The sequence below is a fragment of the Pseudomonas sp. A2 genome (assembly GCF_023100865.1).
GTDB lineage: Bacteria > Pseudomonadota > Gammaproteobacteria > Pseudomonadales > Pseudomonadaceae > Aquipseudomonas > Aquipseudomonas asiatica.
In genome coordinates this window covers 1,147,258-1,171,208 of sequence record NZ_CP039127.1, presented here as the reverse complement: position 1 = coordinate 1,171,208, position 23,951 = coordinate 1,147,258, and the positions used below count along the sequence as shown (strand labels likewise).

Annotated in this window: 22 protein-coding genes; 13 read left to right on the top strand and 9 right to left on the bottom strand. The window is 62.6% G+C overall.

Annotation, left to right across the window (positions count from 1 at the left end; all coding sequences use genetic code 11):
• Window positions 1–2: 2 nt before the first annotated feature.
• The 3 genes from E5221_RS05530 to E5221_RS05520 form a co-directional block, all read right to left on the bottom strand.
• The gene (locus tag E5221_RS05530) at window positions 3–1,349 is read right to left on the bottom strand and encodes a cache domain-containing protein (RefSeq protein ID WP_039612817.1); all 1,347 of its coding nucleotides are present in this window, start codon (window positions 1,347–1,349) and stop codon (window positions 3–5) included.
• 108 nt (window positions 1,350–1,457) lie between these two features.
• Complete coding sequence (locus E5221_RS05525) at window positions 1,458–1,661, bottom strand: YbdD/YjiX family protein (protein WP_003257949.1); 204 nt, start codon at window positions 1,659–1,661, stop codon at window positions 1,458–1,460.
• 13 nt (window positions 1,662–1,674) lie between these two features.
• Window positions 1,675–3,732 carry a carbon starvation CstA family protein gene (locus E5221_RS05520; protein ID WP_039612755.1) on the bottom strand — a complete coding sequence of 686 codons (2,058 nt, stop codon included), beginning with the start codon at window positions 3,730–3,732 and terminating at the stop codon, window positions 1,675–1,677.
• 473 nt (window positions 3,733–4,205) lie between these two features.
• On the opposite strand from E5221_RS05520, the gene gcvH reads away from it, so the two are divergent.
• From gcvH to E5221_RS05490, 6 genes are all read left to right on the top strand, one after another.
• Complete coding sequence (gcvH, locus tag E5221_RS05515; protein ID WP_003257943.1) at window positions 4,206–4,589, top strand: glycine cleavage system protein GcvH; 384 nt, start codon at window positions 4,206–4,208, stop codon at window positions 4,587–4,589.
• Between the two features lie 11 nt (window positions 4,590–4,600).
• The gene (gene gcvP / locus E5221_RS05510) at window positions 4,601–7,456 is read left to right on the top strand and encodes an aminomethyl-transferring glycine dehydrogenase (protein ID WP_247846970.1); all 2,856 of its coding nucleotides are present in this window, start codon (window positions 4,601–4,603) and stop codon (window positions 7,454–7,456) included.
• Between the two features lie 152 nt (window positions 7,457–7,608).
• The gene (locus E5221_RS05505; protein WP_247846968.1) at window positions 7,609–8,985 is read left to right on the top strand and encodes an L-serine ammonia-lyase; all 1,377 of its coding nucleotides are present in this window, start codon (window positions 7,609–7,611) and stop codon (window positions 8,983–8,985) included.
• A 27-nt stretch (window positions 8,986–9,012) separates the two neighbouring features.
• Window positions 9,013–10,134: a glycine cleavage system aminomethyltransferase GcvT gene (gcvT, locus tag E5221_RS05500; RefSeq protein WP_247846966.1), complete on the top strand. Its 1,122-nt coding sequence runs from the start codon at window positions 9,013–9,015 to the stop codon at window positions 10,132–10,134.
• 356 nt (window positions 10,135–10,490) lie between these two features.
• Complete coding sequence (locus tag E5221_RS05495; RefSeq protein WP_003257941.1) at window positions 10,491–10,703, top strand: cold-shock protein; 213 nt, start codon at window positions 10,491–10,493, stop codon at window positions 10,701–10,703.
• 91 nt (window positions 10,704–10,794) lie between these two features.
• The gene (locus E5221_RS05490) at window positions 10,795–11,283 is read left to right on the top strand and encodes an RDD family protein (RefSeq protein WP_015269077.1); all 489 of its coding nucleotides are present in this window, start codon (window positions 10,795–10,797) and stop codon (window positions 11,281–11,283) included.
• Window positions 11,284–11,484: 201 nt separating this feature from the next.
• Here the strand turns inward: E5221_RS05490 and lptG are convergent, their stop codons facing one another.
• From lptG to E5221_RS05475, 3 genes are read right to left on the bottom strand one after another with little or no spacing between them, the layout of a single operon-like run.
• On the bottom strand, window positions 11,485–12,546 hold the full coding sequence (gene lptG, locus E5221_RS05485) for an LPS export ABC transporter permease LptG (protein WP_015269076.1): 1,062 nt from the start codon (window positions 12,544–12,546) through the stop codon (window positions 11,485–11,487).
• Complete coding sequence (gene lptF, locus E5221_RS05480) at window positions 12,539–13,654, bottom strand: LPS export ABC transporter permease LptF (RefSeq protein ID WP_015269075.1); 1,116 nt, start codon at window positions 13,652–13,654, stop codon at window positions 12,539–12,541. Before lptF ends, lptG begins: the two co-directional genes overlap by 8 nt.
• Window positions 13,651–13,941, bottom strand: coding sequence for a hypothetical protein (locus E5221_RS05475; protein WP_003257935.1), 291 nt, complete (start codon window positions 13,939–13,941; stop codon window positions 13,651–13,653). Before E5221_RS05475 ends, lptF begins: the two co-directional genes overlap by 4 nt.
• Before the next feature lie 14 nt (window positions 13,942–13,955).
• On the opposite strand from E5221_RS05475, the gene E5221_RS05470 reads away from it, so the two are divergent.
• From E5221_RS05470 to rlmF, 5 genes are all read left to right on the top strand, one after another.
• On the top strand, window positions 13,956–15,449 hold the full coding sequence (locus E5221_RS05470) for a leucyl aminopeptidase (RefSeq protein ID WP_003257933.1): 1,494 nt from the start codon (window positions 13,956–13,958) through the stop codon (window positions 15,447–15,449).
• 49 nt (window positions 15,450–15,498) lie between these two features.
• Window positions 15,499–15,930, top strand: coding sequence for a DNA polymerase III subunit chi (locus E5221_RS05465; protein ID WP_247846965.1), 432 nt, complete (start codon window positions 15,499–15,501; stop codon window positions 15,928–15,930).
• A 5-nt stretch (window positions 15,931–15,935) separates the two neighbouring features.
• Window positions 15,936–16,301, top strand: coding sequence for a hypothetical protein (locus E5221_RS05460; RefSeq protein WP_013971096.1), 366 nt, complete (start codon window positions 15,936–15,938; stop codon window positions 16,299–16,301).
• A gap of 209 nt (window positions 16,302–16,510) precedes the next feature.
• The gene (locus E5221_RS05455) at window positions 16,511–19,357 is read left to right on the top strand and encodes a valine--tRNA ligase (protein WP_013971095.1); all 2,847 of its coding nucleotides are present in this window, start codon (window positions 16,511–16,513) and stop codon (window positions 19,355–19,357) included.
• Between the two features lie 117 nt (window positions 19,358–19,474).
• Window positions 19,475–20,425 (top strand): 23S rRNA (adenine(1618)-N(6))-methyltransferase RlmF, encoded by a 951-nt coding sequence (gene rlmF / locus E5221_RS05450; protein WP_061551959.1) that lies wholly within the window; start codon window positions 19,475–19,477, stop codon window positions 20,423–20,425.
• Between the two features lie 50 nt (window positions 20,426–20,475).
• Here rlmF and E5221_RS05445 read toward each other — a convergent pair whose 3' ends face one another.
• Entirely contained in the window at window positions 20,476–20,757 is a 282-nt protein-coding gene (locus tag E5221_RS05445) for an HU family DNA-binding protein (protein ID WP_003257928.1), read from the bottom strand.
• Between the two features lie 370 nt (window positions 20,758–21,127).
• On the opposite strand from E5221_RS05445, the gene yejK reads away from it, so the two are divergent.
• Entirely contained in the window at window positions 21,128–22,135 is a 1,008-nt protein-coding gene (gene yejK / locus E5221_RS05440; protein ID WP_013971093.1) for a nucleoid-associated protein YejK, read from the top strand.
• 122 nt (window positions 22,136–22,257) lie between these two features.
• Here the strand turns inward: yejK and E5221_RS05435 are convergent, their stop codons facing one another.
• Entirely contained in the window at window positions 22,258–22,554 is a 297-nt protein-coding gene (locus E5221_RS05435) for a GIY-YIG nuclease family protein (RefSeq protein ID WP_247846963.1), read from the bottom strand.
• 57 nt (window positions 22,555–22,611) lie between these two features.
• Here E5221_RS05435 and E5221_RS05430 point away from each other — a divergent pair, with 57 nt between their 5' ends.
• Window positions 22,612–23,484 (top strand): hypothetical protein, encoded by an 873-nt coding sequence (locus E5221_RS05430; RefSeq protein WP_039612749.1) that lies wholly within the window; start codon window positions 22,612–22,614, stop codon window positions 23,482–23,484.
• On the opposite strand, the gene E5221_RS05425 is transcribed toward E5221_RS05430, so the two are convergent.
• Entirely contained in the window at window positions 23,463–23,948 is a 486-nt protein-coding gene (locus tag E5221_RS05425; protein WP_061551958.1) for a nuclear transport factor 2 family protein, read from the bottom strand. The two genes, E5221_RS05430 and E5221_RS05425, sit on opposite strands and share 22 nt — an antisense overlap.
• Between the last annotated feature and the right edge of the window lie 3 nt (window positions 23,949–23,951).

Below are 23,951 nucleotides of genomic sequence, written 5' to 3'. Positions count from 1 at the left end.
GCTCAGCTGATCGTAACCGGTATCTGCACCTGTAGCTCGGTACGGCCGTAAGAGGATGCGATGTTGACGCTACCCGAGTGGTGGTCCACTCGTTCGCGAATGTTCCTCAGGCCGATACCGTGGCACTCGTCTGCTGCGCGGGTGTCGAACCCTACCCCGTTGTCCTCCACACGCAATACGATCATGCCCTGCTGTTGCGTGACGGAAACGATCGCGGCAGTGGCTTTGGCATGACGCTCCACGTTCGCGAGGGCCTCTTGAATGATGCGGAACAGCGTCAACCTGAGGCTGGTATCGATGTCCGCCGCATCCATTCCACATTCGTACTGGGTGTGAATCGAGGTACGTTGCTCGAACTCACGGACATGTTGCTCGATGGCAGGCGACAACCCCAACGTGTCCAGAAGCGAGGGGCGCAGATCATGGGAAATGCGGCGTATCTCACCGATCGCCGCGCCAAGTCTGCAAGTACCTTTGCGCAGGTTTTCCAGGCCCTCGCTCCGGCCGTTGGCCAGTTCGATGGCGGCCAGCTCATACTGGAACTTGATCGACACTAGCTCCTGACTGATCCCGTCATGCAGTTCACGCGAAACCCGCGAGCGCTCCTCCTCCTGCAGGTTCACGATCCGCTGGTTGAGCGTGGAAAGCTTACGGTCCGCCAGGCGATGCTCACTGACGTTCAGCATCAGGCCACCGGTAAAAATCACCAGTACGGCAATCAACGAGAACGAGGCGATCGCCAGAACCGTGGTCAGTACCCCGGTAGCGACCTCTTGCCGGGACTTGCGGGTCGCCACCTCCACATCGTCGATGTATATGCCTGTGCCAAGCATCCAGCCCCAACGGTCCAGCATCACGACATATGACAGTTTCCCGGTAATCTGCCCGGAAGAAGGCTTCTGCCAGTCGTACAACTGGAATCCATCGCCCTCCCTGGCGCTCTTGAGTAGCGCCTGGATGACCGGTAGCCCGTTCTTGTCGGTCAGCGTAATGAGTTGCTTGCCAACCAGCTCGGACTGCCTCGGGTGCATCAGGTTCTTGCCCTGCTGGTCATACACGAAGAAGTAGCCGTCGAGGCCGAAGTTGGCTTGGGACAGGATCTCCAGTGCACGCTGCCGAGTTGCTTCATCATCGGTGCTGCCTTCATACAACGGCGCGATGAGGCTCATCGCCAGGCTTAGGTAGTTTTTCAACTCGGCCTTCTTTGCTGCCATGATGCTGCTTTCAACCAGGCGTGCCTGTTCCTCCTCCAGCTTGCGACTCTGGGCAAACACGAGGACACAGATGAACAGGACCGAAAGGACGAGTGGAAGCACACTGAGAGTGACGATCTTGTGCTTGAGTTGCATGGTCATTTCCAATGCAGGAGCGGGCCGGCAACAGCACTATGCCTGCTGCCGGCCTTCCAAAGCGAGAGCACCATGATGAACGTTGCGCCTGCCTGGGCTAGTCAGCGCTCAGCAACAACGAACTGGGCGTCCCTTCCCGCCACCGTAACGTGCCTCCTGGCGCTCCCGGAAAAACGCCTCGTAGGACATCAGCGGTTTTTCCGGGTGCTTGAGCTGCATGTGCTCCACATAGGCGTCGTAGTCTGGCATGCCGACCAGCATCCGGGCGGCTTGCCCCAGGTACTTACCCATCTTGCTCAGGTCATTGAACATTCCGGGCGCCCCCTCAGACGTCCGGCTGTGGCTGGAACGGTGATTCCTTGTCGGTGCGCTCGGGCATGACCCAGGCACGGCGCCCCACCTTCACGGCAAAGCAAAGAATGCTAAGGACCACCAACAGGAACAATGCTGTCAGCGTCGCGTTGGTATAGGCATTGAACACAACGTGCTGCATTTGCATCAGATCCTTCGCAGGCGCCAGCACCTGGCCTGCAGCGGCAGCATCACTGTACTTCTTGGCAAGCGCCAGGAAGCCCATCGAGGGGTCCTTGTCCAGCAGCTTGATAAGACCGGCCGTAGTGGTGCAGATCAGCAGCCAGACGGCTGGAATCAAGGTAACCCAGACGTATCGCTGACGCTTCATGCGGATAAGCACCACACAGCCGAGCATGAGCGCGATCCCGGCCAGCATCTGGTTGGAGATGCCGAACAGCGGCCACAGGGTGTTGATGCCACCCAGCGGGTCGATCACCCCTTGGTACAGCAGCCAGCCCCACATGGCCACGCAACCTGCGGTAGCGATCAGGTTCGCCGTCCAGGAGTCGGTCTTCTTCAGTGCCGGCACGAAATTGCCGAGCAGATCCTGCAGCATGAAGCGCCCTGCACGGGTGCCGGCATCGACGGCGGTGAGGATGAACAGTGCCTCGAAGAGAATTGCAAAGTGGTACCAGAACGCCATGGTGTTCTCGCCTGGCAGCGCCTGGTGGAGGATCTGGGCAATCCCCACGGCCAAGGTCGGCGCTCCGCCGGCGCGAGCCAGGATGGTGTGCTCGCCAATGTCGGCGGCAGTCTGTTGCAGGATTTCCGGTGTTATGGTGAAACCCCAGCTGCTCACGGTAGCCGCCACGGTCGCGACATCGCCACCCACCACAGCGGCCGGGCTGTTCATGGCGAAGTAGATCCCAGGTTCGATGACCGATGCCGCGACAATGGCCATGATCGCGACGAAGGACTCCATCAGCATCGCGCCGTAGCCGATGTAACGGGCATGACTTTCATTGGCCAACAGCTTGGGTGTGGTACCCGAACTGATCAACGCGTGGAAGCCAGACACCGCGCCGCATGCCACGGTGATGAACAGGAAGGGGAACAGGGCGCCCTTCCAGACCGGGCCCGTACCATCGATGAAGTGGGTAACGGCTGGCATTTTCAGGTCGGGGGCGATGACCAGGATGCCGATTGCCAGGGCGACGATAGTCCCGATCTTGAGGAAGGTCGAAAGGTAGTCCCGTGGCGCCAAGATCAGCCAGACGGGCAGTACCGCGGCAACGAAGCCATAGCCGATGAGCATCCAGGTAATCTGCAACCCGGTGAAGGTGAACGCAGGCCCCCAGACTGGGTCGGCGGCGACCAGTCCACCGCACCAGATGGACGCCAGCAGCAGGACCACGCCGATCACAGAGATCTCACCGATACGCCCTGGGCGCAGGTAGCGCATGTAGACGCCCATGAACACTGCAATCGGCAACGTGGCCATTACCGTGAACATGCCCCAGGGGCTCTCCGCCAGCGCCTTGACCACGATCAGAGACAACACCGCGAGGATGATGATCATGATCAGGAAGGCACCGAACAAGGCAATGGTACCGGGAATGGAACCCATTTCTTCGCGTACCAGTTCGCCCAGGGAGCGACCATTGCGACGGGTGGAGATGAACAGCACCATGAAGTCCTGGACAGCGCCCGCCAGGACCACACCGGCGATCAGCCAGAGTGTTCCGGGCAGGTAGCCCATTTGCGCGGCAAGCACCGGGCCAACCAGAGGGCCCGCGCCGGCAATGGCAGCAAAGTGGTGCCCGAAGAGAATGTGCTTGTTGGTCGGTACGTAGTCCAGGCCGTCGTTGTTGAGTACGGCGGGCGTGGCGCGTGTGGCGTCCAGTTGCATCACCTTGTTGGCGATGAACAGGCTGTAGTAACGGTAGGCAATGAGGTAGATGGCGACTGCTGCAGTCACGATCCAGAGGGCGTTGATGGCTTCGCCTCTGCGTAGTGCAAGGGTGCCCAGCGCGAACGCACCAAGCAAGGCAACGGCAAACCAGGCAATTCGGGTAGCCAGTGTGGTCATCGAATTTTCTCCTGTCGCGGGTGGTAAACCTGCGACGGCTTTTGTTGTTGTATGTGTCCGGATAAGGACGGCGACACTTTCGCCATGCCGGGTCCACAAGAAAATTCGCAGTAATACGGGCGCGATCTACGTAGAACTACGTAGAACGGGCATCGCAAGAAGGGCCGCCTGAAGAACTGACGGCTGAAACTCGCGCCCTGCAGGCAGGATTGTATTGATTTCAGTACATCGTATTGAAATCAATACACACCCATACAGATACGGCAGTGCAAGGGTTTGATCCCCAAACCCTTTTCCATCCCCCTGCCGCTGTAGCGTTTTCATTCCAAAAGAATGACAAACTGAATACGAAAAATAATTAACATATTGATTTATAACGATTTTTAACGATTGGCCGCATTTTTGCTAAGGGAATCCCAACCCCAAGAGCGCGGAGCTACTGCGCCTAACGCCCTGCTTCCCGAGGATTCCCCATGAGCGAGTTGCGTTTCACTGAAGATCACGAATGGCTGCGCGTCGAAGCCGATGGCAGCGTCACCGTGGGCATCACCGCCTACGCCCAGAATGCCCTTGGCGATGTGGTTTTCGTGCAACTGCCAGAGTTGCAGCAGTATGAGAAAGGCAGCGAAGCGTCCACCGTCGAGTCGGTCAAGGCCGCCAGCGGTGTGTACATGCCCCTGACCGGCGAAGTGGTCCAGATCAACGACCAGCTCGAAGACAGCCCGGAACTGGTCAACGAAGACCCGATGGGCGAAGGCTGGTTCTTCCGCTTCATTCCCGCCGACGCCAGCGCCGTGGCCGCCCTGCTCGACCAGGACGCCTACGACCGCCTGATCAAAGCCAACGACGACGCCTGAGGAATCCCGCCATGACCATCAACCTCGGCACCGCCAACGAATTCATCGCCCGCCACATCGGCCCGCGCGCCGCTGACGAGCAGGCCATGCTGGCCGCCCTCGGCTTCGACTCGCTGGAAGCCATGACCGCAGCGGTCATCCCTGACAGCATCAAGGGCACCAGCGTGCTCGGCTCGCACGACGGCCAGAGCGAAGCCGACGCGCTTGCCGCGCTCAAGGCCATCGCCGGCAAGAACCAGATGTTCAAGAGCTACATCGGCCAGGGCTACTACAACACCCACACTCCGGCGCCGATCCTGCGCAACCTGCTGGAAAACCCGGCCTGGTACACCGCCTATACCCCGTACCAGCCAGAAATTTCCCAGGGCCGCCTGGAAGCGCTGCTGAACTTCCAGACCCTGATCAGCGACCTGACCGGCCTGCCGATCGCCAACGCCTCCCTGCTCGACGAAGCCACCGCTGCGGCCGAGGCCATGACCTTCTGCAAGCGCCTGTCGAAGAACAAGGCCAGCCACGCCTTCTTCGCCTCCGTGCACTGCCACCCGCAAACCCTCGACGTGCTGCGCACCCGTGCCGAGCCGCTGGGTATCGAGATCGTGGTCGGCGACGAACGCGAGCTGGGCGATGTCAGCGCCTTCTTCGGCGCCCTGCTGCAGTACCCGGCCAGCAACGGTGAAGTCTTCGACTACCGCGAAGTGGTCGAGCGCTTCCACGCAGCCAATGCCCTGGTCGCCGTGGCCGCCGACCTGCTGGCCCTGACCCTGCTGACCCCGCCGGGCGAGTTCGGTGCCGACGTGGCCATCGGCAGCGCCCAGCGCTTCGGTGTGCCGCTGGGCTTTGGTGGCCCGCACGCGGCCTACTTCTCTACCCGTGACGCATTCAAGCGCGACATGCCAGGCCGCCTGGTCGGCGTGTCGATCGACCGCTTCGGCAAGACCGCCCTGCGCCTGGCCATGCAGACCCGCGAACAGCACATCCGCCGCGAAAAGGCCACCAGCAACATCTGCACCGCCCAGGTGCTGCTGGCCAACATCGCCAGCATGTTCGCCGTGTACCACGGCCCGGCCGGCCTCAAGCGCATCGCCGAACGTACCCATGCCCTGACCGCGATCCTGGCCGCCGGCCTGAAGACGCTGGGCGTGCAGGTAGTGGGCGCCAGCGCCTTCGACACCCTGACCCTGGCCACCGGCAGCGCCACTGCCAGCCTGCATGACAAGGCCCGCGCCCAGGGCATCAACCTGCGCCAGATCGACGCTGGCCACGTGGGCCTGTCGCTGGACGAAACCACTAGCCAGGCCGATGTCGAGAGCCTGTGGCAACTGATCGGTGGCGACCAGGCCCAGCCGGACTTCAACGCGCTGGCCGCCAGCACCGGCTCGCTGCTGCCTGCCGCCCTGCTGCGCCAGTCGGCCATCCTCTCGCACCCGGTATTCAACCGCTACCACAGCGAAACCGAGCTGATGCGCTACCTGCGCCGCCTTGCCGACAAGGACCTGGCGCTGGATCGCAGCATGATCCCGCTGGGCTCGTGCACCATGAAGCTGAACGCCGCCAGCGAAATGATCCCGGTCACCTGGGCCGAGTTCGGCAACCTGCACCCGTTCGCCCCCGCAGAGCAGAGCCAGGGCTACCTGCAGATGACCACCGAGCTGGAAGCCATGCTCTGCGCCGCCACCGGCTACGACGCCGTGTCGCTGCAGCCCAATGCCGGTTCCCAGGGCGAGTATGCAGGCCTGCTGGCCATCCGCGCCTACCACCGCAGCCGTGGCGAAGGCCACCGCGACATCTGCCTGATCCCGTCGTCGGCCCACGGCACCAACCCGGCAACCGCGCACATGGCCGGCATGCGCGTGGTGGTCACCGCCTGTGATGCCCGCGGCAACGTCGATGTCGAGGACCTGCGCGCCAAGGCCATCGAACACCGCGAGCGCCTGGCCGCGATCATGATCACCTACCCGTCGACCCACGGCGTGTTCGAGGAAGCGATCGGCGAAATCTGCGCGATCATCCACGACAACGGTGGCCAGGTGTACATCGACGGCGCCAACATGAACGCCATGGTCGGCCTGTGCGCCCCGGGCAAGTTCGGCGGCGACGTATCCCACCTGAACCTGCACAAGACCTTCTGCATCCCGCACGGCGGTGGCGGCCCGGGCGTCGGCCCGATCGGTGTCAAGTCGCACCTGGCGCCGTTCCTGCCCGGCCACGCGCAGCTGGAAAACACCGAGGGCGCGGTTTGTGCCGCGCCGTTCGGCAGCGCCAGCATCCTGCCGATCACCTGGATGTACATCCGCATGATGGGTGGTGCCGGCCTCAAGCGTGCCTCGCAGATGGCAATCCTCAACGCCAACTACATCGCCCGTCGCCTGGAAGAGCACTATCCTGTTCTGTATACCGGCGGCAACGGCCTGGTGGCCCACGAGTGCATCCTCGACCTGCGCCCGCTGAAGGACACCAGCGGTATCAGCGTCGACGACGTGGCCAAGCGCCTGATCGACTTTGGCTTCCACGCCCCGACCATGTCCTTCCCGGTGGCGGGCACGCTGATGATCGAGCCGACCGAAAGCGAGTCCAAGGAAGAACTGGACCGCTTCTGCGACGCGATGATCCAGATCCGCGAAGAAATTCGCGCGGTCGAGAACGGTAGCCTGGACAAGGACGACAACCCGCTGAAGAACGCCCCGCACACTGCGGCCGAGCTGGTTGGCGAATGGGCCCATGGATACAGCCGCGAACAGGCGGTGTACCCGCTGCCAAGCCTGGTGGAAGGCAAGTACTGGCCGCCGGTCGGCCGGGTCGACAACGTGTTCGGCGACCGCAACCTGGTGTGCGCCTGCCCGTCGATCGAGAGCTATCAGGACGCCTGATAGCCCTCGGGCCCGCCACCTGACTCAAGGTGTGGTCCGCTGTGGGAGCGGGCGTGCCCGCGAATGCGATGTTGGCTTCAACCACGCATTCGCGGGCACGCCCGCTCCCACAGAGTTCACCGTTTGCCCAATATCCTGGCTGGAGGTCCACCATGTCTTTGAGCGTCTTCGACCTGTTCAAGATCGGCATCGGCCCCTCCAGCTCGCACACGGTCGGCCCGATGCGCGCCGCCGCGCGCTTCGCCGAAGGGCTGCGTCGTGATGGCCTGCTTGCCGGCACGGTCAGCGTCAAGGCCGAGCTGTACGGCTCGCTCGGCGCCACCGGCAAGGGCCACGGCAGCGACAAGGCCGTGCTGCTGGGCCTTGAAGGCGAACACCCCGATGTCATCGACACCGACACCATCCCTGCCCGCCTGCAGGCCATCCGCGACAGCGGTCGGCTGATCCTGCTCGGCGAGCACAGCATCGCGTTCATCGAAAAGCAGCACCTGGCGATGATCCGCAAGCCGCTGGACTACCACCCCAACGGCATGATCTTCCGCGCCTTCGACGAGGCCGGCCTGCAAATCCGCAGCCGCGAGTACTACTCGGTGGGCGGCGGTTTCGTGGTCGACCAGGACGCTGCCGGCCACGACCGCATCGTCGAGGACAGCACACCGCTGACCTACCCGTTCAAGACCGCCAAGGAGCTGCTCGGTCATTGCACCGGGCAAAACCTGTCGATCAGCCAGGTAATGCTGGCCAACGAGGCGGCTTGGCGCCCCGAGGCGGAAACCCGTGCCGGGCTGTTGCGCATCTGGCAGGTGATGCAGGACTGTGTCGAAGCCGGTTGCCGGCATGAAGGCATCCTGCCGGGTGGGCTGAAGGTAAAGCGCCGAGCGCCGGCGTTGTACCGCCAACTGAGCCGCAATCCCGAGGCCAGCCTGCGCGATGCCCTGTCGGTGCTCGACTGGGTCAACCTCTATGCACTGGCAGTGAACGAGGAGAACGCCTACGGCGGGCGCGTGGTCACCGCGCCGACCAACGGCGCGGCGGGCATTGTCCCGGCGGTGCTGCATTACTACATGCGCTTCGTACCGGGAGCCAACGAGGACGGGGTGGTGCGGTTTCTGCTCACCGCCGCGGCCATCGGCATCCTGTACAAGGAAAACGCCTCCATCTCCGGTGCCGAAGTAGGCTGCCAGGGCGAGGTCGGCGTGGCCTGTTCGATGGCCGCCGGGGCGCTGTGCGAGGTGATGGGTGGCAGCGTGCAACAGGTGGAAAACGCTGCCGAAATCGGCATGGAACACAACCTGGGCCTGACCTGCGACCCGATTGGCGGGCTGGTCCAGGTGCCTTGCATCGAGCGCAACGCCATGGGCTCGGTGAAGGCGATCAACGCGGTGCGCATGGCCTTGCGCGGCGACGGGCAGCACTACGTGTCGCTCGACAAGGTCATCCGCACCATGCGCCAGACCGGCGCCGACATGAAAAGCAAATACAAAGAGACCGCCCGTGGCGGCCTGGCCGTCAACATCATCGAATGTTGACCCGACAACAACAGCAAGGAGTCACCGATGTCCGAAACACTGCTCAAGACCCCACTGCACGCCCTGCACCTGGAACTGGGTGCGCGCATGGTGCCGTTCGCCGGCTATGACATGCCGGTGCAGTACCCGTTGGGCGTGCTCAAGGAACACCTGCACACACGCGAGCAGGCCGGCCTGTTCGATGTCTCGCACATGGGCCAGATCACCCTGCGCGGCAGCGATGCCGCCAAGGCCCTGGAAAGCCTGGTGCCGGTGGATATCATCGACCTGCCGGTGGGCATGCAGCGCTATGCCATGTTCACCAATGAGCAAGGCGGCATCCTCGATGACTTGATGGTTGCCAACCTGGGCGACGACACGCTGTTCCTTGTGGTCAACGCCGCCTGCAAGGATCAGGACCTGGCCCACCTGCAAGCGCACATCGGCAGCCGTTGCGAGGTACAGCCACTGTTCGAGCAGCGCGCCCTGCTGGCCTTGCAAGGCCCGGCGGCAGTCAAGGTGCTGGAACGCCTGGCCCCGGAAGTGGCCGGCATGACCTTCATGCAGTTCCGCCCGGTGAAACTGCTGGGTGAAGACTGCTTTGTCAGCCGCTCAGGCTACACCGGCGAAGACGGCTACGAAATCTCGGTACCGGCACTTGCCGCCGAAGCCCTGGCCCGCCGTCTGCTGGCAGAGCCCGAAGTACAACCGATCGGCCTGGGTGCGCGTGACTCGCTGCGCCTGGAAGCCGGCCTGTGCCTGTATGGTCACGACATGAACACCGAGACCACGCCGGTGGAAGCCAGCCTGCTGTGGGCCATTTCCAAGGTTCGCCGTGCCGATGGTGCGCGTGCCGCCGGCTTCCCGGGTGCCGAAGCCATCTTCGCCCATCAGCGTGATGGTGTGGCGAGCAAACGTGTGGGCCTGTTGCCGCAGGAGCGTACCCCAGTACGTGAAGGCGCGGATATTGTCGATGCAAACGATAAACCTGTAGGCAAAGTGTGCAGCGGCGGCTTTGGCCCGACACTCGGTGCACCTGTAGCAATGGGTTATATCGATAGTGAACATACCGCTATCGACACCCCACTGTTTGCCGTGGTGCGTGGCAAGAAGGTTGCCTTGAAAGTCAGCAAAATGCCTTTTGTGGCACAACGTTACTACCGGGGCTGAAGCCGTTTTGTGAAGGTTGCGGGCAGGTTCGACATATTCGTTTTCGAACCTGTCCAATAACTTTTGAACATGGCGCCAGGCCAGGCGCCATGCCGTTTCCGACAAATCGGTCGGTTATCGGCAAACGGCCGATTTTCCATACGACCAAGGGCTTGTTTTTCGCTCGGGAGTTGGCGTAGAGTCACTGCACTGTGTTTGCATGGGTCGCAACAGTTCGTGACCTGGGCCAGTAGCCGCAATCTGCTACAACCCGTTCGACGTCTCTTACTTTCCTGCAACCCAGCCCAGTAATCTTTTGCTTCCTTTATTGCAAAAGAAACTGTCATCAAAATTCAAGCTTCATAGGAAATAAGACAATGGCTGAGCGTCAGAACGGTACCGTCAAGTGGTTCAATGACGAAAAAGGTTACGGCTTCATCACCCCAGAAAGCGGTCCGGATCTGTTCGTGCACTTCCGCGCTATCGAAGGTAACGGCTTCAAGAGCCTGAAAGAAGGCCAGAAGGTCACCTTCGAAGCAGTCCAGGGCCAGAAAGGCATGCAGGCTGACAAAGTTCAGGTCGCCGGCTAAGCCGAACCCGACTTCGAGAAAAGCCCCTGCCAAGTGCAGGGGCTTTTTTTTGCCCGTAGAATAGCGGCTTCGTCTTCTGGAGCCGTTTTGCATGTCCAAGCCTCTGCTCACACCTCAGGGTGATTTTCCGCCGGTCGGCCTGGGCCGGCGCCTGGCGGCGATGTTCTACGACTTCCTGCTGTGCACGGCGCTGCTGATCGTGACCGCCGGCGCCTACAAGATGATCCAGATGGCGATCATCGGCGAAGCCCGCATGCGTGAATTGACCGAGGCTGGCGCACTGGACGGCGACCCTCTGCTGTCGACGGTGCTGCTGTTCGTCCTGTTCGGTTTCTTTGCCAAGTTCTGGACCCATGGCGGGCAGACCCTGGGCATGCAGGTGTGGGGCGTGCGGGTACAGAACGCCGATGGCACGGCCATCAGCCTGTGGCAGGCGCTGCTGCGCTTCGTGGTGTCGATTGCCTCGTGGCTGTGCCTGGGGCTGGGTTTTTTCTGGGCGTTGATCGACAAGCGCCAGAGGGGCTGGCATGACATCTATTCGGAAAGCCAGCTGGTGCGGGTGCCTAAGCAGAAGAGATAAGTACAAGCTTCAGGGCAACCAATGTACCTGTAGGAGCAGCCTTGTGCTGCGAAGAGGCCATCACTGGCAACGAGAGTGTTTTGCCAGACCGGCCCTTTCGCAGCACAAGGCTGCTCCTACAAGTTCGCCGCTAGTCTACAGCTATTGGTCAAGCAGCAAAAAGCCGACCCCGAGGTCGGCTTTTTTGTACAGCTCAGGCCATCAACCTGCCCGGCGCAACAACCACACACCGGCCAGCGCACAGATGCCTGCCGGGATCACCACCGCCAGCAGCGGCGGGAAGCCGAACACCTGGCTCGAAGGCCCCAACAGGTCCTGGGCGATGCGGAACACGAAGCCCACCAGTACACCGGTGAACACGCGCTGGCCAAGGGTTACCGAACGCAGCGGGCCGAAGATGAAGGAAATGGCCATCAGCACCAGCGCCGCGGTCACCATCGGCTGCAATACCTTGGTCCAGAACGCCAGCCAGTAACGGGCATTGTTCAGGCCCTGGTCGGACAGGTAGTGGATGTAGTCCCACAGCCCGGTGATGGACAGCGACTCCGGCGCGAGGATCACAGTATTGAGCAGTTGCGGCGTGAGCGAAACGTCCCAGCGCTCCTGCGGCGCGGTCACCACTTCGGTGTGGTCGCCACGGAAGAAGGTGGTGCGCACGTCGCTGAGCATCCAGTGGTCGTCCTGGTACTGTGCACGGCGGGCGAAGCTCGAGGTGACAATCTTGCGCTCGCTGTCGAAGCGGTAACGGGTCACACCCAGCAGCAGGCCGTTAGGCTGCACGGCGTTGATGTGCACGTACTCCTCGCCCTGGCGGTGCCACATGCCGCGCTTGGAGCTTTGCGCCTCACCACCGCCCTGGGCCAGGGAACGGTCGGCCTGGGCCTTGTTCTCGGTCACCGGCGCCACGTACTCGCCGATCAGCAGACCGACCAGCATCAGTACCAGCATCGGCTTCATCACCGCCCAGACGATGCGCCCGATGGAAACCCCGGCAGCACGCATGATGGTCAGTTCGCTGCTGCTGGCCAGGCTGCCCAGGCCGATCAGGCAGCCGATCAAGGCAGCCATCGGCAGCATTTCGTACAGCCGCCGCGGTGCGGTCAGCAGGACGAAGTTGCCCGCCTCCATCACCGTGTAGGTGTCACTCAGGTCGCTCATCTCGTCGATGAAGGCAAACAGCGAAGCCAGGCCGAGGATGATCCCCAGCACGGCGAGGATGGCCAGCAGCACGCTCTGGCCGATGTAGCGGTCGAGCTTACCCATGGGCCACCTCCGCACGACGGGCGGCGCGCTTGAGGCGCAGCGGCTCCCAGTACATCAGGCCCAGGCCGATCAGCAGGAACAGGCCGTGGACCCACCACATGCCCAGGGCGATCGGCAGTTTGCCCTTCTCGAGGGCGCCGCGTACGGAAATCAGCATTGTCAGGTAGGCCATGTACAGAAGAATTGCCGGCAGCAGCTTGAGGAAGCGGCCCTGGCGCGGGTTGACCCGGGACAGCGGCACCGCCAGCATGGTGACGATGAACACCAGGATCGGCAGCGACAGCCGCCATTGCAGCTCGGCGCGCTCACGCAGGCCCTTCTTGCCGATCAGCTCGGAAGTGGGGATGGCTTCGCGATCGGTCACTTCCTCGGCGACTTCCGGCTTGGGCAGCAGCACTCCGTAGGTGTCGTACTTGATTGCACGGTAATCGGCCTGGCCCGGGTTGCCGTCGTAACGGTAGCCGTTTTCCAGCACCAGGTAGCGGTTGCCGTCGGCCTGGATTTCCTGGTGGCCTTTTTCGGCAACCAGCACCGACGGGGCGCGGTCCTTGGTCTTGTCCTGGTTGAAGCGCTTCTCGGAAATGAACACCCCGGCCAGGTTGATGCGGTCGTCCGACAGCTCTTCGGTGTAAGTCACCCGCGAGCCGTCGCGCAGGGTCTGGAAGCGGCCCGGCACCAGGGTGTCGAACTCGGTCAGGGCATCCTGCTGGGCGATGATCTGCTGCACCTGGGCCACGCCCAGCGGTGCCAGGCTCAGGCTAAGCCAGGCCACCAGCAGGGCGACCAGGGCGGCCGGCGCCATGGTCAGGCCCAGCAGGCGCTGCTGGCTCATGCCGGTGGCCGACAGCACGGTCATCTCGCTTTCCAGGTACAGGCGCCCGTACGCCAGGAGAATGCCGAGGAACAGCCCCAAAGGCAGGATCAGCTGCAGGAAGCCCGGCAGACGGAAGCCCATGATCAGGAACAGCACGCTCGGGTCGAGCACACCCTGGGCAGCCTGGGCCAGGTACTTGATGAAGCGCCCGCTCATGATGATCACCAGCAGCACGGCGCTGACGGCGCTCAAGGTCACCAGGACCTCGCGGGACAGATAACGAAAGACGATCAAACCAGACACTCCTGGGTTGTCAGGGCGGACTGCCAATCAATGGCGCCAGACAATGACTTAGTACAGCCAAGACCAATGCCGGTTCGCCAAAGGCGAACCTCCATGTAAAGTGCGCGCATTATCCTGTGATTGACCGCCCCTGTCACTTCGCCGCGCATGAAGGCGCATAACGGGGTTGTCAGCACGCTTGCCGCAGGCTCAAACTGGCAGCTTTTCCGCTGGCGCGCGACGACGCGGCCAGGCCCGTCCAGAGCGCTGGAATACACAGCGCCGACTGTATCGATCATTCGGGGATCCTGACATGGAACTGGTTGTAAAAAGCGTAGCTGCTGCATCCGTAAAAACCGCCACCCTGGTCCTCCCGGTAGGTGAAAACCGCAAGCTCGGCGCCGTGGCCAAGGCCGTCGACCAGGCCAGCGAAGGCGCCATCAGTGCCGTGCTCAAACGTGGCGACCTGGCCGGCAAGCCGGGCCAGACCCTGCTCCTGCAGAACCTCGCGGGCCTGAAGGCCGAGCGCGTGCTGCTGGTGGGCAGCGGCAAGGACGAAGCCCTGGGCGACCGCGCCTGGCGCAAACTGGTCGCCAGCGTCGCCGGCGTGCTCAAGGGTCTGAACGGCGCTGACGCCGTGCTGGCCCTGGACGACATTGCGGTCAGCAACCGTGACGCGCACTACGGCAAGTACCGCCTGCTGGCCGAAACCCTGCTCGACGGCGAGTACGTGTTCGATCGCTTCAAGAGCCAGAAGGCAGAGCCGCGCGCCCTGAAGAAGGTCACCCTGCTGACCGACAAGGCCGGCCAGGCCGAGGTCGAACGTGCCGTCAAGCATGCCAGTGCCATCGCCACCGGCATGGCCTTCACGCGCGACCTGGGCAACCTGCCGCCCAACCTGTGCCACCCAAGCTTCCTGGCCGAACAGGCCAAGGACCTGGGCAAGGCGCACAAGGCGCTGAAAGTCGAAGTGCTGGACGAGAAGAAGATCAAGGACCTCGGCATGGGCGCGTTCTATGCCGTCGGCCAGGGCAGCGACCAGCCGCCACGCCTGATCGTGCTCAACTACCAGGGCGGCAAGAAGGCGGACAAGCCGTTCGTTCTGGTGGGCAAGGGCATTACCTTCGACACCGGCGGCATCAGCCTCAAGCCTGGCGCCGGCATGGACGAAATGAAGTACGACATGTGCGGTGCCGCCAGCGTGCTCGGCACCCTGCGTGCGGTGCTCGAGCTGCAGCTGCCGGTCAACCTGGTGTGCCTGCTGGCCTGCGCCGAGAACATGCCGAGCGGCGGCGCCACCCGCCCGGGTGACATCGTCACCACCATGAGCGGGCAGACCGTGGAAATCCTCAACACCGACGCCGAAGGCCGCCTGGTGCTGTGCGACACCCTGACCTACGCCGAGCGCTTCAAGCCGCAGGCAGTCATCGACATCGCTACCCTGACCGGTGCCTGCATCGTCGCCCTGGGCAGCCACACCACTGGCCTGATGGGCAACAACGACGACCTGGTCGGCCAGTTGCTCGACGCCGGCAAGCGCGCCGACGACCGTGCCTGGCAGCTGCCGCTGTTCGATGAGTACCAGGAGCAGCTGGACAGCCCGTTCGCCGACATGGGCAACATCGGCGGGCCGAAGGCCGGCACCATCACCGCCGGCTGCTTCCTGTCGCGCTTTGCCAAGGCCTACGACTGGGCGCACATGGACATCGCCGGCACTGCCTGGGTCAGCGGCGGCAAGGACAAGGGCGCCACTGGCCGCCCTGTACCCCTGCTGACCCAGTACCTGCTGGACCGCGCCGGCGCCTGACGCCATTGAGCCGGTGGCGCCGCGCGCGCCACCGGCCGGCGATACCACCATGAGCAAAGTCGATTTCTACATCCTGCCCACCGACTCGCTGTCGGCGCGGCTCGATTTCGCCTGCAAGCTATGCGAAAAGGCCTGGCGCCTCGGCCACCGGGTCTACCTGTATTGCCAGGACGCCGAGCAGCGCAACGAGCTGGACCAACGCCTGTGGCGCTTCAAGGGCGAGGCCTTCGTGCCCCACGACCTCGCGGAGGTGCATGCCGATGCCAGCGTGGCATTGGGCCTGGCCGCCGACAGTGCGGGCGACCACCACGACCTGTTGATCAACCTGGGCGCCGGCGTACCGGCCTTCGTTGGCCAGTTCGAGCGGGTGGCCGAAATCGTCGTTGAAGAGCCTGGCATCCGCCAATCGGCCCGTGAACGATTCCGTTTCTACCGTGAACAGGGCTATGCTCTGCAAGACCACCGCTTACAGCGACTTTGACGACGATGGACAAGCCCTCCCCCCTGCCCGATTCCGCCCATCTGCTCGATGACCTCGAGTCGATACGCCAGCTGCTTGGCGACGCCGACCTGCAACCACCGCTGCTGACCGAGACGGTGGAGCAGATCCCGTTGCTGCTGGAAGAAGCGCCCGGCAATCATGTGCCTGCGGCCGAACCGGTAGCTGCCGAACCCGAAGATGACCCGCAGACTCGTCGCCAGGACACCCTGCTGCACCTGGAAAGCGAACTGCGTGCGGCGGCGCAGATGATCATGCAGGACGTGATCAACGACTTTACCCCGCACATCGAGAACGAGATCAAGCGCCGGCTGGATGCGCGGATTGAGCGGTTGATCAAGCGTTCCGAGTAGAACCGAAATTCGGCGATGCCTTCTTCGCGGGTAAACCCGCTCCCACAGGACCGGCGCAAGTCTTAAAGCTTGCGCAGCTCCTGTGGGAGCGGGTTTACCCGCGAATAGGCCGTCCCTGCCTGCCAGATAGCAGCAGCTTGTCGCCTGCGGCCCCCAGCTTGGTTATACTTCCCGGCTTTCCCGAATAAATGCACAGGGTCCCGCCGCGCATGGATAAGACCTACCAGCCGCACGCCATCGAAACTTCCTGGTACAACACCTGGGAGTCCGAGAACTATTTCGCTCCACAAGGTGCAGGCGAGTCCTACACCATCATGATCCCGCCGCCGAACGTGACCGGCAGCCTGCACATGGGCCACGGGTTCAACAACGCGATCATGGACGCCCTGATCCGTTTCCGCCGCATGCAAGGCCGCGACACCCTGTGGCAGCCAGGCACCGACCACGCCGGTATCGCCACCCAGATGCTGGTCGAGCGCCAGCTAGAGGCCAAGGGCCAGAACCGTCATGACCTGGGCCGCGAAAAGTTCCTGGAAAAGGTCTGGGAATGGAAGGACCAGTCCGGCGGCAACATCAGCCGTCAGATCCGCCGTCTGGGCTCGTCGGTCGACTGGAGCCGCGAGCGTTTCACCATGGACGACGGCCTGTCCGAAGCGGTCAAGGAAGCCTTCGTGCGCCTGCATGAAGACGGCCTGATCTACCGCGGCAAGCGCCTGGTCAACTGGGACACCAAGCTGCACACGGCCATCTCCGACCTCGAAGTGGAGAACCACGACGAGAAGGGCCACCTGTGGAACCTGCGCTACCCACTGGCCGATGGCGCCAAGACCGCCGAAGGCAAGGACTACCTGGTCGTCGCCACCACCCGTCCGGAAACCCTGCTGGGTGACGCGGCCGTGGCAGTCAACCCGAACGACGAGCGCTACCAGGCACTGATCGGCAAGTTCGTCGAACTGCCGCTGGTCGGCCGCCGCATCCCGATCATCGCCGACGACTACTGCGACCCCGAGTTCGGTACCGGCTGCGTGAAGATCACCCCGGCCCACGACTTCAACGACTACGAAGTCGGCAAACGCCACAACCTGCCGCTGCTGAACATCTTCGACAAGAATGCCTTCGTGCTGGCCAGCGCGCAGGCCTTCAACCTCGACGGCAGCGTCAACGAGCAGGTGGACACCCGCCTGCCGGCCCAGTACGCCAACCTCGACCGCTTCGTCGCACGCAAGCAGATCGTCGCCGACCTGGATGCCCAGGGCCTGCTGGTCAGCATCGACGACCACGCGCTGAAGGTGCCGAAGGGCGACCGTTCGGGCACCGTCATCGAGCCGTGGCTGACCGACCAGTGGTACGTTTCCACCAAGCCGCTGGCAGAACCTGCCATCGCCGCAGTGGAAGATGGCCGCATCCAGTTCGTGCCCAAGCAGTACGAGAACATGTACTTCTCCTGGATGCGTGACATCCAGGACTGGTGCATCAGCCGCCAGCTGTGGTGGGGCCACCGCATCCCGGCATGGTACGACGAGGCCGGCCAGGTCTATGTCGGCCGCAACGAGGAAGAAGTGCGCGCCAAGCACAACCTGGGCGCCGACGTGGTCCTGCGCCAGGACGACGACGTACTCGACACCTGGTTCAGTTCGGGCCTGTGGACCTTCTCTACCCTGGGCTGGCCGGAACAGACCGAGTTCCTCAAGAAGTTCCACTCCACCGACGTGCTGGTAACCGGCTTCGACATCATCTTCTTCTGGGTTGCGCGCATGATCATGCTGACCATGCACCTGATCAAGAACGAGGATGGCACCCCGCAGGTACCGTTCAAGACCGTGTACGTGCACGGCCTGGTACGTGACGGCCAGGGCCAGAAGATGTCCAAGTCAAAGGGCAACGTGCTGGACCCGCTGGACATCGTCGACGGCATCACCCTCGACGCCCTGCTGGAAAAACGCACCAGCGGCATGATGCAGCCCAAGCTTGCCGAGAAAATCGCCAAGCAGACCAAGGCCGAGTTCCCCGAAGGTATCGCCAGCTACGGCACCGACGCCCTGCGCTTCACCTTCTGCTCGTTGGCCTCCACCGGCCGCGACATCAAGTTCGACATGGGCCGCGTCGAAGGCTACCGCAACTTCTGCAACAAGATCTGGAACGCCGCCCGCTACGTGCTGGACAAGGGCGAGGACTGCGGCCAGAACGGCGAGGCCTACGAGCTGTCGCTGGCCGACCGCTGGATCATCTCGCAGCTGCAGCGTACCGAAGCCGAAGTGACCCGCCAGTTGGAGCAGTTCCGCTTCGACCTGGCCAGCCAGGCGCTGTACGAGTTCATCTGGAACCAGTATTGCGACTGGTACCTGGAGCTGTCCAAGCCGGTGCTGTGGGACGAGAACGCCCCGGTCGAGCGCGCCCGTGGCACCCGCCGCACCCTGGTGCGCGTGCTGGAAGTGGCGCTGCGCCTGGCGCACCCGTTCATGCCGTTCATCACCGAAGAAATCTGGCAGCGCATCGCGCCGCTGGCCGGCATCGAAGGCAAGACCATCATGCTGCAGCCATGGCCGGTGGCCAATGAAAGCCGCATCGATGCTGCTGCCGAAGGCGACATCGAGTGGCTCAAGGAGCTGATGGTCGGCCTGCGCAACATCCGCGCCGAAATGAACATCGGCCCGGGCAAGCCGCTGCCGCTGTTCCTTAAGAACGCCAACGCCGACGACCAGCGTCGCCTGCAGGAAAACGAAGCCCTGCTGAAGAAGCTGGCCAAGGTCGAATCGTTCACCGTACTGGGCGATGCCGACGAAGCGCCGCTGTCGGCCACCGCCCTGGTCGGTGACCTGCAAGTGCTGGTGCCAATGGCCGGCCTGATCGACAAGGATGCCGAGCTGGCGCGCCTGAACAAGGAAATCCAGCGCCTGCAGGGTGAAGTGGCACGCGTGGGTGGCAAGCTGTCCAACGCCGCCTTCGTCGACAAGGCACCACCTGCCGTGATCGAGAAGGAACGCGCCAAGCTGGCCGAGTCCGAACAGGCCCTGGCCAACTTCACCGAGCAGCATGCGCGGATTGCAGCGCTGTAACCAAAAGTGAAGCCATAGCGGGCTGCTTCGCAGCCCATCGCCGGCAAGCCGACTCCCACAGGAAAGCGCTGTACCTGTGGGAGCTGGCTTGCCGGCGATGCTTTTCAGGACCCCATCATGACCGAAAAACCCACCCTGCACCCGCGCAACCGCCACCAGGGCCGCTACGACTTCCCCAGCCTGATAAAGGCCCACCCTGACCTGGCGCGCTTCACCATCACCAACCCCCACGGCAAACCCAGCATCGACTTCGCCAACCCCGAGGCCGTGCGGGTGTTCAACCGTGCGCTGCTGAAGGCCCAGTACGGCATCCAGCACTGGGATATCCCCGCCGACTACCTGTGCCCGCCGATTCCCGGCCGCGCCGACTACATTCACGTCGCCGCCGACCTGCTGGCCGATGACAATGCCGGCGAGATCCCCAAGGGCGCCCAGGTGCGTGCGCTGGACATCGGCGTGGGGGCCAACTGCATCTACCCGCTGCTGGGCCACAGCGACTACCGCTGGCGCTTCCTTGGCTCGGACATCGACCCCGTGGCCCTGGCTTCGGCCAAGGCCATCGTCCAGGCCAACGGCCTGGGCAAGGCCATCACCCTGCGCCAACAGGCCAACCGTGCGCACATCCTCAGCGGCCTGCTGCAGGAGGGCGAACGCTTCGACCTGACCCTGTGCAACCCGCCCTTCCATGCCTCACGCGACGAAGCCACCCGTGGTAGCCAGCGCAAGTGGAAGAACCTCGGCAAGCAGGACCCCAAGCGCAAGCTGCCGGTGCTCAACTTCGGTGGCCAGAACAACGAACTGTGGTGCGAAGGCGGCGAGATCCGCTTTGTCAGCCAACTGGTCAGTGAAAGCGTGCAGTACGCCGAACGGGTACTGTGGTTCACCAGCCTGGTGTCCAAGGCCAGCAACTTGCCGGGGATCGAGGCTGCGCTCAGGAAAGCGGGCGCCAAGGCCGTGCGCATTAGTGAAATGGGCCAGGGGCAGAAGCAAAGCCGCATGGTCGCCTGGAGCTTCCACGACGACGAGGCGCGCCAGGCCTGGCACGCCGGGCGTAAAACCCAGGCATGAAAAAACCGCGTCCGGGCAAGCCGGGCGCGGTTTCGTCAAAGCTTCAACAATTACTTGTTGATGGCGTCGGTCAGCACTTTGGCCGGAACGAACTTGACGACTTTCTTGGCAGCGATTTCGATGGCAGCGCCAGTCGAAGGGTTGCGGCCGGTACGGGCAGGACGCTCAGCGACTTTCAGTTTGCCGATGCCTGGCAGAGTGATTTCAGCGCCGTTTTCCAGCTGGTCGGCAACGATCTGGCCCAGTTGCTCCAGAGCGTTCTTGGCGGTGGCTTTTGGCGCGGCGATCGATTCGGCGATGTCGGCAATCAGTTGGTCTTTGGTCAATGCCATGGTGGTGTTCCTTCCCTATCAAATTCGATGGTTATGCAGCGGACTACGACGTTATCGGGCCAGCCCCTGAAAGTGGAGGGCCGCGCCAATCGCGTATGTAGATACGCAAATCGACGTTTGGTTCGACACGACGACAGCACGCTGCCAGCAATGCGCCACACAAGGGGCGCAAGACCGCGCAAAGCTACCACAGGAGCAGATAAATATCCGCTGCACGCTTCGATTTAATGCAGGTTTTTCGGGGGTTTTAGCCCAAAACGCACAAAATTGAACAAAAAACGAACAACCGGCATTTCTGCCAACATCCGGCCACTGCATCACCTGGTGTCTAGGGTAAACTGGACGACTTTTGCAGCTCGCCGAGAATTCCATGCCAATCCGTCATTGCATCGTTCACCTGATCGACAAAAAGCCCGATGGCAGCCCCGCCGTGCTGCATGCCCGCGATTCCGAACTGGCTGCCTCCGACGCCATCGAAAACCTGCTGGCCGACCTCAATGACAGCTACAACGCCAAGCAAGGCAAGGCCTGGGGCTTTTTCCACGGCGAGTCCGGCGCCTACCCGCTGAGCGGCTGGCTGAAGCAGTACCTGGACGAAGAAAAGGACTTTACCTCCTTCAGCCGTGTGGCCGTGGAGCACCTGCAAAAGCTGATGGAAGAATCCAACCTGTCCACCGGCGGCCACATCCTGTTTGCCCACTACCAGCAAGGCATGACCGAATACCTGGCAATCGCCCTTCTGCACCACAGCGAAGGTGTGGCAGTGAACGCCGAGCTTGATGTGACGCCTTCGCGCCACCTCGACCTTGGCCAGTTGCACCTGGCGGCGCGCATCAACCTGTCGGAGTGGAAGAACAACCAGAACTCCAAACAGTACATTTCGTTCATCAAGGGCAAGAATGGCAAGAAGGTCTCGGACTACTTCCGTGACTTCATCGGCTGCCAGGAGGGCGTCGACGGCCCGGGCGAAACCCGCACCCTGCTCAAGGCCTTCAGTGACTTCGTCGAGAGTGAAGACCTGCCGGAAGAGTCTGCCCGCGAAAAAACCCAGACCCTGGTCGAGTACGCCACTACCCAGACCAAGCTCGGCGAGCCGGTCACGCTGGAAGAGCTGTCCAGCCTGATCGACGAGGACCGGCCCAAGGCGTTCTACGATCACATCCGCAACAAGGACTACGGCCTGTCGCCGGAAATCCCCGCAGACAAGCGCACCCTCAACCAGTTCCGCCGCTTCACCGGCCGTGCCGAGGGGTTGTCGATCAGCTTCGAAGCGCACCTGCTGGGGGACAAGGTCGAGTATGACGAAGCGGCAGGGACCTTGATCATCAAGGGCCTTCCGACCACCTTGGTGGATCAGTTGAAGCGGCGCAAGGACTGATGGCCCCGGGGCTGCTACACAGCCCATCGCCGGCAAGCCAACTCCCACAGGTACTGCACAGGCCTGAGGTCTATGCAGCCGAAGTAGGAGCTGGCTTGCCGGCGATGGGGCGCGAAGCGGCCCTAATTAGCAGCCACTACTGCGCCATAGGAGGCCACCAACGCCTCCTTCGCCGACTTGCGCAGCCGCTTCACCAGCCGCTCCTGGCGTAACGCCTCGCTCTTGTCCGGCCATTGCTCCACATACACCAGCGCCTGGGCCGGGCTGGTCTTGAAGTAACGCGCGCCCTGCCCTTTCTGGTGCGCCAGAAAACGCCGCTGCGGGTCATCACTGATACCGCAATACAGCGATCCATTGGCAGCCCTTACCAAGTAGACATACCAGGGCTTTACTGCCTGATCCTGCACTTTTTCACTCATGACCCCTGCTCTTTCCATCATTAATTTGGTGAGCCCACTCCCCATAAGGGCTTCATCATGCTCACTTCAGTATCCCGCACCTTGCTTGCCGTCGCCCTATTGGCCGGCGTATCCACCGCCCAGGCCTCTATCGGCGCCCGGACCGCCGAGCAGTTGCAAAAAAACTATGACTCCACGCCCGCGCATTGTCCGGGCAACGCGGTACCTGCCCACGCCTGTTCGGGCGTCTTGCTAAGGTCGACCAAACCTTCACCGCGTTATCATTCCTGGCATCATAGCCAGAACAGCAAGGACAAAGGCGGCGTATCGTTTTCATACCTGCGCAGCGACATTCCCACCACGCAGCTGGCTGCCGACGGCCGTAGTGGCTTTACCCTTTACCCGCTGCTGCAACGCCCAAAAGATAGCTTGCGCTACGAAATGCTATGCGCCTTGCCCACTGACGGTGATACCTGGGAGCGTGACAACCGAGGTTGCGGCGACAATCGGCAGACGGCCGCAACCGAAGCGGCCTGCCATGAACAGGGGATAGTCACTGCCGAGCAATGGATGGAGCGATTCCGGCAAAGCGGCGACTACAAGGCCCAATGCGCATTCGATATCCGCCAGGCGCGGGTTCCTGAACGCGCTGAAGCCTTCAACCAGAGCGTACGTGCCAAACAGTTGTTTGCGCCCGAGCTACCTTTCCCGTGGAACGAAGTGGTGATCGGTGCCTGGGACGAAGAGCAGTCCAGCAGGCTGCCAATCCAGTCGTTCTTCCATATCGAAGGCGCTCACGGCGCATTGCAACAAGCTCAGGCCGATCAGCAGGATTGGCACAGGACCAACGGCACATTCATACCTGTCATTCGTATTCGTCTACCGAACGACCTCGATGAACGCGCCGCCTTCAGCTATCACGAGAGTGATCAGGCGGTAGCGCTGCCTTGAGCATGCTGGTATGCCCGCAGGCCTTTGAAAGCCTGCTGGCGTACCTTGTTCTGCACCAGCGGCGACCAGCCCAGCAGCATGCCAGGCACACCCAGCGCCTGCCGCGACCAGCGCCACAAGTCGAATTGGTCATCGTGCTGGCAGATCAGCCCGTCACGGATCACGAAACGCGCCTGGATATCGTTGACCACGATGCGGCCGGTCTGGCTGAACAGGTAGGTGGCCACCCAATGTGCGGCGCCAGTGTGTTCATCGGCGCGGACGTTGTCGAAGGTCAGGGTGAAGTCCTTGGCCCGGCTGGTGAGCATTCGCCACATGTCGCCTGCATCCTTGCCACGCAAGGTGCCGAAGACCGGGTCGCTGAAGACGATATCGTCGCTGTAGCAGGCGACCATGGCCTCGGCGTCCAGGCGCTGGAAGGCCTGGTAGAAGCGGGTGATCAGGTCGCGGTTGGCGTCGCTCATGGG